Source organism: Enterococcus sp. BWB1-3, assembly GCF_016745275.1.
In the GTDB taxonomy this organism is placed as follows: Bacteria; Bacillota; Bacilli; order Lactobacillales; family Enterococcaceae; genus Enterococcus_L.
The window spans coordinates 1-15,025 of record NZ_JADOEP010000042.1; the positions used below are offsets into that span (position 1 = coordinate 1).

At 38.7% G+C, this 15,025-nt stretch carries 16 protein-coding genes; 12 read left to right on the top strand and 4 right to left on the bottom strand.

All coding sequences use genetic code 11. The annotated features are described in order from the left end of the window. Positions 1-320: hypothetical protein (locus tag IW492_RS18215; protein ID WP_236671988.1), on the top strand; the 320-nt coding region annotated here is incomplete at its 5' end. 297 nt (positions 321-617) lie between these two features. On the opposite strand, the gene IW492_RS17160 is transcribed toward IW492_RS18215, so the two are convergent. Then, positions 618-2,435, bottom strand: coding sequence for a sensor histidine kinase (locus IW492_RS17160; protein WP_202069255.1), 1,818 nt, complete (start codon positions 2,433-2,435; stop codon positions 618-620). Between the two features lie 49 nt (positions 2,436-2,484). Between IW492_RS17160 and IW492_RS17165 the strand changes: the two genes are divergently transcribed. Further along, positions 2,485-3,195, top strand: a complete 711-nt coding sequence (locus IW492_RS17165; RefSeq protein WP_202069256.1) for a response regulator transcription factor — start codon at positions 2,485-2,487, stop codon at positions 3,193-3,195. On the opposite strand, the gene citG is transcribed toward IW492_RS17165, so the two are convergent. The 3 genes from citG to IW492_RS17180 all read right to left on the bottom strand — a co-directional run bounded on the left by citG (position 3,192) and on the right by IW492_RS17180 (position 6,244). Further along, entirely contained in the window at positions 3,192-4,061 is an 870-nt protein-coding gene (citG, locus tag IW492_RS17170) for a triphosphoribosyl-dephospho-CoA synthase CitG (RefSeq protein WP_420705945.1), read from the bottom strand. The two genes, IW492_RS17165 and citG, sit on opposite strands and share 4 nt — an antisense overlap. Then, positions 4,057-4,752: a GntR family transcriptional regulator gene (locus IW492_RS17175; protein ID WP_202069257.1), complete on the bottom strand. Its 696-nt coding sequence runs from the start codon at positions 4,750-4,752 to the stop codon at positions 4,057-4,059. Before IW492_RS17175 ends, citG begins: the two co-directional genes overlap by 5 nt. Before the next feature lie 145 nt (positions 4,753-4,897). Then, on the bottom strand, positions 4,898-6,244 hold the full coding sequence (locus tag IW492_RS17180; RefSeq protein ID WP_202069258.1) for a CitMHS family transporter: 1,347 nt from the start codon (positions 6,242-6,244) through the stop codon (positions 4,898-4,900). Between the two features lie 411 nt (positions 6,245-6,655). On the opposite strand from IW492_RS17180, the gene IW492_RS17185 reads away from it, so the two are divergent. The 10 genes from IW492_RS17185 to IW492_RS17225 are packed head-to-tail and all read left to right on the top strand — an operon-like array spanning position 6,656 to position 14,359. Then, on the top strand, positions 6,656-6,976 hold the full coding sequence (locus IW492_RS17185) for a hypothetical protein (protein WP_202069260.1): 321 nt from the start codon (positions 6,656-6,658) through the stop codon (positions 6,974-6,976). A gap of 19 nt (positions 6,977-6,995) precedes the next feature. Beyond that, entirely contained in the window at positions 6,996-7,385 is a 390-nt protein-coding gene (locus tag IW492_RS17190; RefSeq protein WP_202069261.1) for an acetyl-CoA carboxylase biotin carboxyl carrier protein subunit, read from the top strand. 47 nt (positions 7,386-7,432) lie between these two features. Then, entirely contained in the window at positions 7,433-8,548 is a 1,116-nt protein-coding gene (locus tag IW492_RS17195; RefSeq protein WP_202069262.1) for a sodium ion-translocating decarboxylase subunit beta, read from the top strand. A 15-nt stretch (positions 8,549-8,563) separates the two neighbouring features. Continuing rightward, on the top strand, positions 8,564-8,689 hold the full coding sequence (locus IW492_RS18465) for an OadG-related small transporter subunit (RefSeq protein ID WP_267491487.1): 126 nt from the start codon (positions 8,564-8,566) through the stop codon (positions 8,687-8,689). 13 nt (positions 8,690-8,702) lie between these two features. After that, entirely contained in the window at positions 8,703-9,713 is a 1,011-nt protein-coding gene (citC, locus tag IW492_RS17200; RefSeq protein WP_202069263.1) for a [citrate (pro-3S)-lyase] ligase, read from the top strand. Beyond that, positions 9,710-10,018 (top strand): citrate lyase acyl carrier protein, encoded by a 309-nt coding sequence (gene citD / locus IW492_RS17205; protein ID WP_202069264.1) that lies wholly within the window; start codon positions 9,710-9,712, stop codon positions 10,016-10,018. Before citC ends, citD begins: the two co-directional genes overlap by 4 nt. Then, positions 10,006-10,893 carry a citrate (pro-3S)-lyase subunit beta gene (gene citE / locus IW492_RS17210; RefSeq protein WP_202069265.1) on the top strand — a complete coding sequence of 296 codons (888 nt, stop codon included), beginning with the start codon at positions 10,006-10,008 and terminating at the stop codon, positions 10,891-10,893. The genes citD and citE overlap by 13 nt, the downstream gene beginning before the upstream one ends. Positions 10,894-10,895: 2 nt before the next feature. Further along, a complete protein-coding gene (gene citF / locus IW492_RS17215) occupies positions 10,896-12,428 on the top strand; it encodes a citrate lyase subunit alpha (protein WP_202069267.1) in 1,533 nt (510 codons plus the stop codon). Next, positions 12,421-12,972: a citrate lyase holo-[acyl-carrier protein] synthase gene (citX, locus tag IW492_RS17220; protein WP_202069269.1), complete on the top strand. Its 552-nt coding sequence runs from the start codon at positions 12,421-12,423 to the stop codon at positions 12,970-12,972. The genes citF and citX overlap by 8 nt, the downstream gene beginning before the upstream one ends. Beyond that, positions 12,965-14,359, top strand: coding sequence for an oxaloacetate decarboxylase subunit alpha (locus IW492_RS17225; protein WP_202069270.1), 1,395 nt, complete (start codon positions 12,965-12,967; stop codon positions 14,357-14,359). The genes citX and IW492_RS17225 overlap by 8 nt, the downstream gene beginning before the upstream one ends. Positions 14,360-15,025 lie beyond the last annotated feature (666 nt).

The window sequence follows — 15,025 nt, forward strand, 5'->3', positions numbered from 1 at the left end:
TAAATTTGAGGAAATTGGGAAAATATATGGAGAGGAAGACACGTAAAAAAGAAAGAACACGCTCGATTTTGATGATTATTGCCAAAATCGAGCGTGTTTTCTTTTTGAGGACGGACTATTGTCCCAGACTCAGTGAAAGTGGCAAGGACAATGAAAAGAGCCTGAACAAGTCTTTGTCCAGGCAGGCGTCTTTAGGTGCTGTCGGTAGTCCTCGGGTTATACCCGTGGCGCAAACCACCTGTTGGATGGGTGGTTATAATTTAATAAAAAAGGTAAAATATAGGTATGAGAAAGAAATAGGGGGGATGTGTATAAAATAGGACGAATAAAGAAGAATATAGGAGTCCAATTGGTAAATAATAACTAAATAAAAAGTAAAAAAACAGCTGAGCAGATATTTAGTACATAGATGTCCCAGTAAAAGTCTTACTGTTTTTTTAGTGTGTTTTTAATTAATCAGCCGTATTTTTGTTTATAATAAAAGTGTATAGAAAAAATAGAATACTTGCTCAAGAATGCAGGCGATTTCTGTTTTTTAGAAGAAAATAAAGAAATTTTTTTACAATATATTAAAAAACATCTATTTCAAAGAGCAGGCATTGAAATAGATGAATCAATCAGTTGGATAAAAGGAAATCCTCTGCTAATGGAATGCCAATAATAAATGTGGTTCCGGTATCAGTATTTTTAACTTCTAACAGCCAGTCATTTTTCTTGATAATAGAAGAAACAATAAAGAGTCCCAGACCTGTGCCGTCAGTACCTGTTTTAGTGGTGAAAAATGGTGTAAACATTTTTTCTTCAATTTCTTTAGGAATGCCAGGTCCATTGTCTATTACATTGATTTGAGCAAACTGCTTTTCACGATAAGCCAGCGAGTGGTTTTGGAAATTTTCCAACTGTGTTCCTGATGCCATTGAAAGCTGAACTTCAATTAATGCATTTGCCATCTGCGCTTGGTAAGCGTTAGTAATAAGGTTATATAAAATAACTTGAAGATCGTTTTTTTCAAAAAATGAATTTCCTGCCGGCTTAGCATTATAAAGGAGTGTAACGGATTTTGGTACAAGAATTTTCATGGTTTCAATCGCTTCTAAAACAACCTTATCAATAGAATAGACTCCTTTAGCTGCCGTACTTGATTTGGTAAAGCGCAGAACATTTGCCGATAGCTTTTGACCTTTTTCAGCTGCTTGGTAGACTTCACTTAGCTCTGTAATAAGTGTATTATTTGATTGGTATTCTTCGATTAATAGTTGAAGATTTCCAATCATTGGAGTAAGGAAATTGTTCATATCATGGACAATGGTAGTCGTTAAAAGCCCCACAGTTTCTAATTTTGATTTTTGCAGCATATTTTTTTCTAACTCATGTCTTTCCTTTAGAAATTCTTGGCGTTCGACAAGCTGAAGGTTTTCTAAGTAGATCTTATTTTGCCGGTTGTAATTACTGAAGCTTACACCTAAAAGAATGACAATGGCTAATAGAATCGCCAGTAATCCCAAAATGATCAAATTTTCCTGAAGCACCATGCCATTGCGTTCGTAAAAATCAGACGAGCTGGCGACAATCCATCTGGCTTCTCCAATAGTAATCCATTCATAGGCAGATATTTTCAGTACTTTTTTCGGATCAGCTTTTGTCCACCAGTAGGAGCTATAACTCAGTGTTCCTTTTTCATTGGCAAGCTGTACTTTTTCTAAGTCCTCTAAATCTGAGTAATCAAGATCAGGGAATTTTTTTCGCCGGTCTTCAACAATATCCAAACCAATTTGCTCTGTTGAAGGGTGCATGATCACTTTCATTTCTTCATTTTTGATCATCGTATACCCGTTTTGATTTTCAGTTGTATCAATTTCCTGCTGGTACAGCTCTTCTAAATTGATGGGTAAGACTAGAATTGATTGAAGCACCTGATTTTTATCATAGACAGGTCGATAGAGATTGACATAGGATGTATTTTTAATAAAATAAGCTTCGCCATTTTGCTTGATACTTCCTTGGATTGCTTCTTGGTAAAGTGGATCTTTATCTACATAAATTGTTGTAATTTTTTCATTTGTAAACTGGTCTGAATGTATATCTCTGCTGGAAAGAAGTGTTCCTTCAGGAGAGATCAAAAATAAGCCAGCCGCAGCAGAAGTTTTATAAAGAAGATTCTTTTGGACTTGAGGATCATCAATCAGCTCATGGTAGTTGGTTTCATTAAAAATATTTGAGGCATAATCTTCCAAGGCTAAGGTATATGCTTTGATTTCCAGCCTTAATATTTTAATCGCAGAGTCATTGATTTTAGCCAGCTGGTTTTCTCCCATTTCCAGGGCATGTTTTTGTGTTTGCCGATAACTATTTGCAGTAATCAGTATGCCAAGGATAGTTAAACAAATGACAAAGGTAATCCCTAGACTTAGTAGTTTATTTGATGGTTTATTCATAAGGCAGAGCTCCCTTTAAAAATAGATAAAACATGAAGGAGGAAAGAACGTGAGAAACGAAAAGATTCTTGTTGTCGATGATGATCCGGCGATTCGACGACTAATCTGGAAGTCATTACAATCTACTGGGATATTAATTTATCAAAGTGATTCAGTTGAAAAAACGGTAGACATTATGACCAGAGTAAAATTTGATTTATATTTATTAGATATCTGTTTAGAATATGAAAATGACGGGTATCATCTTGCTCAAATTATTCGAGAAGAAAATCCGCTTGTGCCAATCATTTTTCTTAGCGGGAAGAAAAATGAAGAAGATATTATTGCTGGTCTGGAAATGGGCGCTGATTATTATATGACCAAACCTTTTTTACCGAGCTTATTAAAAGCCCAAGTCATTGCCACACTTGATCGAGGACAAGTACTTAAAGAGCATCGTAGTCAATCCAGGGAAAGTAAAATTGTCGTCGGTGATTTTTGCTTTGATAAAGCACGTTATCAGCTATTTAAAAGAGACGAGCAGATCAAGCTTTCATCAAAAGAAATAAAATTAATGCAGTTTTTTATGGAAAACCCTGATCAGGTCTTTTCAAAAGAACAAATTTATCACAGCGTTTGGGATGACAGTGAGCTGGACGCAAATACAGTCATGGTCTTTATCAATCATTTAAGAAACAAAATTGAAGACGACCCTAAAAATGCGCGATATATCAAAACCGTTTGGGGTTTAGGATACACGTTTTTGCCACATGGGAATTAAAGCAGTCCTTCCAACTGTGCAAAGTAAATCCCCAAGGCTAAAAGATCCGCAGAACCGCCAGGGCTTAAATGTCTCTGAGTTAATAGCATATCATATTGACGGAGTTCATCAAGTAGTTCTTTATTATCAAGAGCTGCTTGATGAATTTTTTTACTCTCTGCCTTTACCGTTTTCCAGGCTTCAAAGCCGCCTCGATGCAATAAATTGCTATCTTCAATTTCGCTCATTAAGAAAATAAGGGCACGTAATAAAGTTTCTTCAAGAGTTGGTGTTTCCAGTTTTCGCAGGTAGGGAAGAAGTTTTTGAGACAGGCTTGGATAACCGGCTGCCGCTTCTCCTCGAATTCCTGTTATTCCGTAGGTCAGATACAATTTTTCTCCATAGGTTAGTGAAGGTTTGCTTTCTAAATCAACAAAATCTTCTAAAACTAAGTGTTGTGTCATTTGACTGGATAAAGCTAAAATTGCTTCACTATCTTTTGCTGACAACGGTAAACGAAAGTTTTCTTTATTTTGAAGATAAAAGCCTGTTGCACCTAAAATTACAGCAAAGGAAAAATTTGCGCCCTTATGAGTATTTACGTTGTTTGTTGCCTGTAGCATCTTCTCCTCAGCAGAAGCGCCTGTTTTTCTAAGTTTTTTAAATAATGCGGCAGGCTCCCCTTGGTGGGAAATCCCTATAGCTACATACTGTTCCAGGAAAGGCCGAAGACTTACAATGCTGTCCATAAATGTAAAGACATCCATATCTGTATGGGCTCCGGTAGTTAAAGGATCAACTAAGCCGGGTTTTGGACTTAAGGTTACTTCATAAAGCAGAGCTTTCTGGGCATAATCTGCAAGATGCTGGGGAAAAAAGGCATTAATCAATTTTTCTGCGCTCCATTTCTGCCAAGATGAACTGCAAGGAGCGATCTAAGTGTTCATGTGTAATTAAGGTAATTTGTTCCACATTTTTTGTTTTCATGCCTCGATAAATAAGCCAGTGTTCTTCAAGCGCTTTGTCTCGTCGTTTGGAGGAACGAATGGCGATATCCCGAAAATAGACGAGATAGGCTTGAAGGTCCAGAACGATGGACTTCAGACGAAGCATTTGGCTTTTTTCGTAGATGAACGCATTAAAATCAGAAAAATTTTGTAAGAGCAGTTCTATTTCATCAGCTTTGTTGTAAGCTTCACCTTGTTCCAACAATTCTTTTAACTTTTCAAAATCTTGTTCGGTCATTTGGTTCATGGCTTTGATTGTAGCCAGTCTGTCCAGTGATTTGCGAATGTCATAAATTTCATAGGCATCTTTTATCCGAATCCCTTTTGCGACGACGCCAACTTTGGGAACATGTTCAACAAGCTTTTCTGTTACTAATTGCCTCATAGCCAAACGAATGGGGGTTCTGCTGATATTTAGTTCTTCTGCAAAAACTTTTTCATTAATCCGAGTATCCGCAGGGATGTCGCCTAGAATAATCGTTTTTCGGAAAGCCTCATAGATTAAAACATTTAATGTTTTATTTTGTGTTAAATCTAAATTCTTACGTACAGCTTCAACAACGTTACTCATTTTTTTCTCCTCATTTCTCATAGTGCAACTGAAATATATACCAGTATAAGAGATTTTGCAAGGGTTTTCAGAAGACACTCATTTAATGTTAATAAAATAGGGACGAGACCGTAAATACGACCCGTCCCATAAAATGCGGTATTGATTATTGTGGAATGAAAAGCGGCATATGACCTAATAGAATAATCGTTACGATGAAGATAATGAAAATTCCTAATGCATATTTTGCAGATTCTTTTTGCCATTGCCCCATATCCAGTCCAGTCAAGCGTAGAAGTAAATAAATGAACGCAACTAGAGGACTTAGTAAATGGAAAGCTTGTCCCATTAGTGAAGCAAGGGCCATTTGCATATCTGTAAATCCATAAGCCTGACCTGCTTCAGCCAGTACAGGGAGAACACCGAAGTAGAAGCCGTCATTTGAGATAAAGAAGGTACCCGGCGCAGAGATGAGTGCAATAACCAAGCCCCAGAACCCAGCCAACTGTTTAGGAATAATTTGAGTGAAGCTGTTTGCTAAAGCTTCAGCCATTCCTGAACCTTGGAATAAGCCCATGAATACACCTGCTGCGAATACTAAGATAACTACTTGAACAGCATCCCCGCCATTTGCCCCAATTCGTGAAGACTGATCTTTTAGAATAGGGTAGTTTACCATTAATGCAATACAAGTTCCGACTAAGAATAACAGCAGCGGAGGAAGAGCAATTGAGTCAATAAATGAGCTGGCAACCAGCCAGGCAATTAAACCAATTGTTAAGATACTATTGAAAATGAAGTTTTTTGGACGGCGAATTTCTAATGTTTCAGGATCTGTGACCGTTGTCATTTCTTCAATTTCTTCATCAGTTAATTCAGTGATTCCCAAGCGTGCACGCTCTTGTTTACCCATACGGCGAGCAACGAAGAAGATAACGTATAAAATAGAGATGATCATTCCTGGAGCTAAGTAGGTAAGGATATCTGCATCAACGTTTAAAACGGCCATAGCTCGTGCAGTCGGTCCTCCCCAAGGAAGCAAGTTCATGATCGTATTTTGTAAAATAATCAAAACACCAAGGTTCATCATTTTCATGTTTAATTTTTTATAAATAGGAATGAATGCAGAACAACAGATTAAAGTAGTCGTAGTTCCGTCACCGTTTAATGAAACTGTAGCAGCTACAATAGCTGTAGCCATTAAGACCTTCATTGGGTCCCCTTTGGCAAAGTGAATCATTTTCTTTGTAATTGGATCAAACAAGCCTGCATCCAGCATAATAGAGAAATATAAGATGGCAAACAGCAACATGATCCCCGTATTAGAAGTTGTTTTGATTCCTTCTATTACAAAATCTCCGATATTTCCTTCCTTTGATACGCCTGCGACCATTGCAACTAAGGTGAATACTAAGGGAATCACAACCAAAGAAGTAAATGGTGACATTTTCTTTTTCATGATTACAAACATGAAGATAATAATCATGGCATAAGATAAAATCGTTAATAACATTTTTTTCTTCCTTTCTACAAATCAATTAATAAGTTCCGTTATTGTAAGCGGTGTCAATCGTGATCAATAAAAAAGCCAATTGCTGTAAATCTTTAAATTGAGAGACTGTTGATTTAACTCCGCCCGACGAATATAGAATAAGCAATATTGTGTGTTTAAGATAGATCGTTTTTGAAAAAAGAACAGGAAAAAAACAATTTGGTCTAGTTAATCTTAGGGAATGCTTAACAATATATTAAAAAAGTCTTAACAACCTTGGAACGTTGATTTAAAGCTGTTTGTTGGCGTTTTCTTGTTTTTTTGTCAAAATATGAACAGAAAAAAAACAATAATCTTTCATTTTGAACTACCGAATTGGTCCATTATTACTATAATGTGAATGAGAACGAAAAAATTGAAAGGAGTAACTGCATGGGGATATTTGCACGATTGTTTCATAGAGAGCAACAACCTCCTGAATTACCAACATCGGTTTCTGAAACAACTATCAAAGAAGTGGAAGAATGGGAAGCGGTTCCCCCATATATAGAAGCAAGTGCGGAAGATTATGAGTTGGTGAGTTTGATTGTGACAGCTATTGCTACAGGAGATCAGCCGGAGAGTCAATTTGTTGTTAAGAAGATCCTACAACGGAACCCGGAAGCAAAGCTTGTCTCCTTAATCGCCACAAGCATTGCAGCGGGAACGAATGAGGGTAGTCAATTTGTTATCCGAAAAATTGTAAAAAAATAGAACCTTTGGAGGAAAAATGATGTTACGAAAATTTAAAATTTCAATTGATGGAAAAGAGTACTTGGTAGAAATGGAAGAAATTGGAGGGGTACCTCAACCGACAGCACCTGCTCAAGCAGCTCCGGCAGCACCAACACCAGCGGCACCGGCTCCAGCTGAAGAAGAGGCACCGGCTGTTCAAACAACACAAGCAGGAGCAGATGCGATGCCATCACCTATGCCTGGAACTATTTTGAAAATTTTGGTAAATGTTGGTGACACTGTTCAAGAAAATCAGCCCCTTATGATTTTAGAGGCAATGAAGATGGAAAATGAAATCGTAGCAGGCAAAGCAGGAACCGTTACAGGGATTCATGTGAGTCAAGGAGATATGGTTAACCCAGGTGAATCTCTAATTACCATTCACTGAGAAAGACAGCTTGAAATAAATTTATTTTAAAAGAGGAAGTGACGTTAGTGGAAACACTTATTGAAGGGTTTTTAGGAATGGGTCAAGAGCCAGGACGAATTGTCATGATGGTAATTGGCGGTGTTCTGATGTATTTAGGAATTAAAAAAGAATATGAACCAACGCTTTTGGTTCCTATGGGATTGGGAACGATTTTAGTCAACTTTCCAAACTCTGGTGTATTAAGTGCTGGAGGAGAGGCAGGTCCTTTTCAAGTATTATTTGACATGGGTATCTCAACAGAACTATTCCCACTGCTCTTATTCATCGGTATTGGTGCAATGATTGATTTTGGTCCATTATTGCAAAATCCATTTTTACTATTATTTGGTGCAGCAGCACAGTTTGGAATTTTCTTTACGATTATTGTTGCGGTCTTATTAGGCTTTGAGTTAAATGATGCTGCGTCAATCGGTATTATCGGTGCGGCTGACGGACCGACTTCTATTTTTGTAGCGAATACATTGAATTCAAAATACATGGGTGCAATTATGGTGGCGGCATACTCATACATGGCGCTGGTACCTATTATTCAGCCAGTAGCTATTAAAGCTGTGACAACCAAAAAAGAACGTTGTATTCGTATGAGTTATCGTGCTGGAGAAGTTTCACAAACTGCAAAAATTTTATTCCCAATCGTGATTTCTGTTGTGGCAGGACTTATTGCGCCAGTCTCACTTCCACTAGTAGGCTTTTTGATGTTTGGAAATCTATTAAGGGAATGTGGCGTGTTGGAACGGTTATCAATTACTGCCCAAAATGAGCTGGTTAATATCATTAGTATCTTACTAGGACTATCTATTTCTGTAAAAATGCAATACGAAGAATTTTTACAAGTAGATACATTGATGGTTATTGGCTTAGGTTTAGTGGCATTTATTATGGATTCTGTAGGTGGCGTACTATTTGCAAAACTGCTGAACCTGTTTAGAAAAGAAAAAATCAATCCAATGATTGGTGCTGCAGGGATTTCAGCGTTCCCAATGTCCAGCCGAGTGATTCAAAAAATGGCAACAGATGAAGATCCGCAGAATTTTATTCTAATGCACGCAGCAGGAGCGAATGTATCTGGACAGATTGCATCAGTAATTGCAGGCGGCTTGTTACTTGCGTTACTTGTTTAAGAAAGGAGAGTCAGTATGTCAGCAGATTTAGCGAAAGCACTTGAATTGCTTGTATTGGGCTGGGGTGGCGTGTTCGGAGTTATTCTAATTATCTACCTTGCATCTATGTTATTAAGTAAGCTATTTCCGATTAAGAAATAAGAAGAGGTTTTTTATGTACGTAATAAAAAGACTATGGCTAAAAAAAGATAAAAAGACCTATGAACAATGGGCAAATCTGATGAATAAAGCGAATTTGAATAAAGATGAAGAACTTGACTATACTGTTGGAATTTATATAGATGATACATTAGCGGCTACAGGTTCTTATTATCACAATATTCTAAAGTGTCTAGTTGTTTGCAAAGACTATCAGGAAGAAAACCTGTTAACTGAAATCGTTCAGCATCTCATTAACCGCTTATCAGAAGAAGGAGAGCATCATTATTTCGTTTATACGAAACCAAGTAATAAACCTGTCTTTCGTTCGTTGGGCTTTCAAACCATTATCGAAACTGCCGATATTCTTTTTATGGAACAAGGATTCCCTGATTTCCAGAGCTATCTTTTGATGTTAAAAAAACATAAGAAGACTGGTTCTGGAAGCGGGATCGTTATGAATGCAAATCCTTTTACAAAAGGGCATCAGTATCTTATCGAAATGGCTTCAAAGCAGAGTAATCAAGTATATGTGTTTGTTCTGTCAGAAGATCGGTCAGAATTTTCATCTCAAGACCGATTAGAGATGGTCAAGCAAGGCGTTGCACATTTAACGAACGTTACCGTTTTGCCAACAAATGATTATCTAGTTTCTTCGGCTACCTTTCCCTCTTATTTTTTAAAGGATGATGCGGTAGAAAGTGTTGCAAGAATGCAGGCAGCAGTTGATGCTCAGCTGTTTAAAGAAAAGATTGCTCCTGTATTAGATATTCAAACACGGTTTGTTGGAGAAGAACCTTATTCAAAAGTGACGGATATTTATAATCAGTCGATGAAAGCTGTTTTTGATGGTTCTTTGGAGTTAGTTGTTCTACCAAGACTGAGTGTCAATGGAGAGATCATTAGTGCAACAAAAGTGAGAGAAGCTTTGCATACTCATGACAGCAAACGATTAATTGAATTTTTACCACCACCAACCGATAGCTATATAAAAAAACAAAAAAATACTAGAGGTGAAAGAACGTGAAAATTATCCAAAGTGCAATGGCAGGAACTGTTGAATCCAGCGATATTATGATTACAGTTGAGCCGATTGAAGAAAAAGAGATTCAAATTTCTTTGGAGAGCAGTGTGGAAAAACAATTTGGGCAACAAATCAGAAACGTAATCAAAGAAACCATAAAAAAACTAGGTGTTGAAGCTGTTCGCGTGACTGCTGTGGATAAAGGGGCGTTAGATTGCAGTATTCAAGCACGAACAATCACAGCAATTTATCGTGCAGCACAAAAAGACACTTATGATTGGAAGGAAATTGACTCATGGAACGCTTAAGAAGAACAATGATGTTTGTACCTGGCGCAAATGCAGCAATGTTAAGAGATGCTCCGCTTTATGGAGCTGATTCAATTATGTTTGATTTGGAAGATGCGGTGTCTTTAAAGGAAAAAGATTCAGCACGTATATTGGTTCATTTTGCTTTGAAAACGTTTAATTATGAGAATGTAGAAACCGTTGTACGTATTAATGGATTGGACGCAGGCGGTGCACAAGATGTTGAAGCAATGGTTTTAGCTGGTGTAGATGTTATTCGCTTACCGAAAACTGAAACAGCACAGGACATTGTCGATGTAGCAGAGGTTATTACTGCTGTAGAAGAAGCAAATCAGATTACAGTTGGAACAACCAAGATGATGGCAGCTATTGAATCAGCAGAGGGGGTCTTGAATGCCCGGGAAATTGCCAAAGCTTCTAATCGGTTGATTGGTATTGCTTTAGGGGCAGAAGATTATGTAACAAACATGAAAACAAGACGTTATCCAGATGGACAGGAACTTTCTTTTGCCCGTAATATGATTCTTCATTCTGCAAGAGCAGCGGGAATCGCGGCAATTGATACAGTATATTCTGATGTCGATAATGTAGAAGGCTTTCAGGCAGAAGTTCAACGCATTAAACAATTGGGCTTTGATGGTAAATCAGTCATTAACCCGCGTCAAATCCCTTTAGTAAATGCGATTTATACACCAACAGAAAAAGAAATTCAAAATGCCAAAGAAGTTATTTGGGGGATTCGTGAAGCAGAAGCCAAAGGTTCAGGTGTCATTTCTGTTAATGGGAAAATGGTGGATAAACCAATCGTTGAGCGGGCACAACGAGTAATTGCTTTAGCAAAAGCTGCGAAACTGATTACTGGGGAGGATATTTAGTCATGGTTATGAATAAAGTAGGTAAAGAAATCCCTCAAGTATACGCCGATCAATATGGTGTTTTTGAAGGAGAATTAGCACATATTGCTGAGTATAACGAAGCCAGTCGCAAAATTAAGCCTGTTCGACCAAGAGATTCAAAGCTTTTAGGAAGTATTCGCGAAGCAATTGAAAAAACAGGTTTAAAAGATGGAATGACTATTTCTTTCCACCACCATTTTCGTGAGGGAGATTTTGTCATGAATATGGTTTTAGAAGAAATTGCCAATATGGGTATTAAAAATCTTTCCATTGCACCAAGTTCTATTGCCAATGTCCATGAACCGTTAATTAATCATATCAAAAATGGTGTGGTTACAAATATTACTTCAAGTGGTTTACGTGATAAAGTCGGTGCTGCTATTTCTGAAGGGATTATGGAAAATCCTGTTGTTATCCGTTCGCACGGAGGACGGGCACGTGCTATTGCAGCAGGGGATATTCATATTGATGTTGCTTTCTTAGGGGCTCCTAGTTCAGATGCTTATGGAAATTCAAATGGTACTGTTGGTAAAGCGACATGTGGTTCTTTAGGATATGCGATGATTGACGCAAAATATGCAAATCAAGTCGTAATTATTACCGACACACTTGTTCCATTTCCGAATACACCGATTAGTATTCCTCAGACAGATGTTGATTATATCGTTGAAGTTGAAGCCATTGGTGATCCAAGTGGGATTGCCAATGGAGCTACTCGATTTACAAAAAATCCTAAAGAGCTGCTAATTGCGGAATATGCGGCAAAAGTGATCACCAGCTCTCCTTATTACCAACAAGGGTTTTCGTTCCAAACAGGGACAGGCGGCGCAGCATTGGCAGTTTCAAGATTTTTACGTGATGCGATGATTAAAGATGACGTTACAGCGAGTTTTGCGCTAGGTGGAATTACAAATGCGATGGTAGAATTGTTGGAAGAAGGACTCGTTGAAAAAATTATCGATGTGCAGGATTTCGATCATCCATCTGCAATATCGCTGGGGAAAAACAGCAATCACTATGAAATTGATGCGAATATGTATGCTTCTCCTTTGAGTAAGGGAGCTGTAATTAATCAATTAGATACAGCGATTTTGTCTGCACTGGAAATTGATACCAATTATAATGTCAATGTAATGACAGGGTCAGATGGGGTTATTCGTGGTGCTTCTGGCGGTCATTCCGATACTAGTATGGCATGTAAGATGAGCTTGGTCATTTCTCCGCTGGTTCGTGGTAGAATACCGACAATTGTTGATACGGTGAATACAGTGGTAACGCCTGGAACGAGTATTGATGTTGTTGTTACTGAGGTGGGGATTGCGATTCATCCAAATCGTCAGGATTTGATTGACCATTTCAAAGAGCTGGATGTTCCTCAGTACACGATTGAAGAGCTGAAAGAAAAAGCGTACAGCATTGTTGGAACACCCGAAGCGATTCAATATGGAGAGAAAGTCGTTGCACTGATTGAATATCGAGACGGCACATTGATTGATGTTGTAAAAAATGTATAGCTCCTTATTCGATGGACCGGAGATTTCCTTAATGGAAGCATTGGATGCGAAAGAGAGGCGTGTGCATGTACAAAAAGAATTGTTGATCTCTGATCCGCAATACACACTTTTATCTGCAACAATGAATATTCCCGGATCTGTCAAAACGTCAATAGAATTGGAAAAAGCATTTAAACAGGTCACAGACGAGGTTGAGATATGTGTTTCAGATGTGGTTACTCTTGTTAATGTGTATCGTAATGAAAAAACCGGGTATGAATATTTTTTATTGGTGCCGCTGACAAAAGAAGAACTAAAAAAACGAATGATTAAATTAGAGGAAACCCATCCATATGGGCGTTTAGTGGATTTGGACGTTTTGTGGCTGGATAATGGTGAGATCAAAAATATTAGCCGTGAACAGTTGGGGTATCCTAAACGAAAATGTTTTCTTTGTGAAAAAGATGCAAAAGTTTGTGGCCGCTCACGCACGCACTCGGTGGAAGAGCTGCACAAAAAAATTCATGAGTTAATTGAAGAAGGAAGGATACAAGCAAATGACTAAAAAAATTCATTTTATGGAAACAGTCTTGCGTGATGGGCAACAAAGCTTAATTGCTACGCGAATGCCTACCTCAGACATGTTGCCAATAATCAAAACGATGGATGAAGCGGGCTACCATTCATTAGAAATGTGGGGCGGAGCGACGTTTGATTCTTGTATTCGTTTCTTAAATGAAGACCCTTGGGAACGTCTGCGCCAAATTCGTGCAGAAGTGAAACAAACAAAATTACAAATGCTGCTCCGTGGACAAAATCTGCTGGGGTACAAAAATTATTCAGATGATGTGGTCAGAGAATTTGTTGAAAAATCGATTAAAAATGGGATTGATATTATTCGTGTCTTTGATGCGCTCAATGATACACGTAATCTAAAAACGTCGATTATCACAGCAAAAGAAGCAGGAGGGCATTGTCAAACGGCTATTTCTTATACAACAAGTGAAATTCATACGGTTGATTATTTTGTAGAATTGGCTAAAGAAATGGCTGATGCTGGTGCGGATTCAATTTGTATTAAGGATATGGCTGGGGTTCTTACTCCTCAAACTGGCTACGAGCTAGTCAGCCGTATCAAAGATACTGTTGATTTACCGTTAGAAGTGCATACACATGCGACAAGCGGCATCTCAGAAATGACTTATTTGAAAGTTGCCGAGGCTGGAGCAGATGTGATTGATACAGCAATTTCATCTTTTGCTGGCGGCACAAGTCAGCCTGCTACAGAGTCTGTTGCCATTGCACTGGAAGAAATGGGTTACGATACGGGATTAAATATGAAGAAGATAGCAGAAATAGCAGAGTATTTTAACCCAATTCGTGATCGTTTTCGTGAAGAGGGGATATTGAATCCTAAAGTGAAAGACGTAGAACCAAAAACATTGATTTATCAAGTGCCTGGTGGTATGTTGTCCAATCTATTGAGTCAGTTAACTGAACAAGGCTTGCAGGATAAATATGATGAAGTATTGGCGGAAGTGCCAAAAGTTCGAGCAGACCTTGGATTTCCTCCTTTAGTCACACCGTTATCTCAAATGGTTGGTACGCAGGCGTTGATGAATGTTATTTCTGGTGAACGCTACAAGCTGGTACCGACTGAAATTAAAGATTACGTTCGTGGTTTATATGGACGTCCTCCAGCACCTATCTCAGCTGAAATTCAAGAAACAATCATTGGCAATGAGGAAGTAATCACTGAACGTCCAGCAGACTTGATTGCACCTCAACTGCCTGGGTTCAGAGAAGAAATTAAAGCATATGCAAAATCTGAAGAAGATGTTTTAATGTATGCACTCTTCCCCCAACAAGCGAAAGATTTCTTAGGTCGGCGTGAAGATCCGTTTTATGATGTACCAATCCAAACGGTTGAAGTGAAAATTGATCTGTTTTAAAAAGAGGAGGTTGTGACAGAAGTGTTCAGCTCCGAGAATTAAGCTGGATAATTTGAAAATAGCTTCTCATATTTTTGAGATCATTCAGTTTAATTCCGAGAGAGCTGCTTCTGTGTCTACGGTTCTCACTACACTTCGTTTCGATCTCATCAATTTCTAAACGGCAGAGCCACTAAGAATTGAAGGACTTCGTTCCGATCCTCGAAGCATGGAGGGGCTTTGCTCCTACGCTTCTTCGAATGCTCGTCGCATGTCTGGGGGGCATGTAGGAACTTGCTCCTACGCTTCTTCGAATGCTCGTCGCATGTCTGGGGGGCATGTAGGAACTTGCTCCTACGCTTCTTCGAATGCTCGTCGCATGTCTGGGGGGCATGTAGGAACTTGCTCCTACGCTTCTTCGAATGCTCGTCGCATGTCTGGGGGGCATGTAGGAACTTGCTCCTACGCTTCTTCGAATGCTCGTCGCATGTCTGGGGGGCATGTAGGAACTTGCTCCTACGCTTCTTCGAATGCTCGTCGCATGTCTGGGGGGCATGTAGGAACTTGCTCCTACGCTTCTTCGAATGCTCGTCGCATGTCTGGGGGGCATGTAGGAACTTGCTCCTACGCTTCTTCGAATGCTCGTCGCATGTCTGGGGGGCATGTAGGAACTTGCTCCTACGCTTC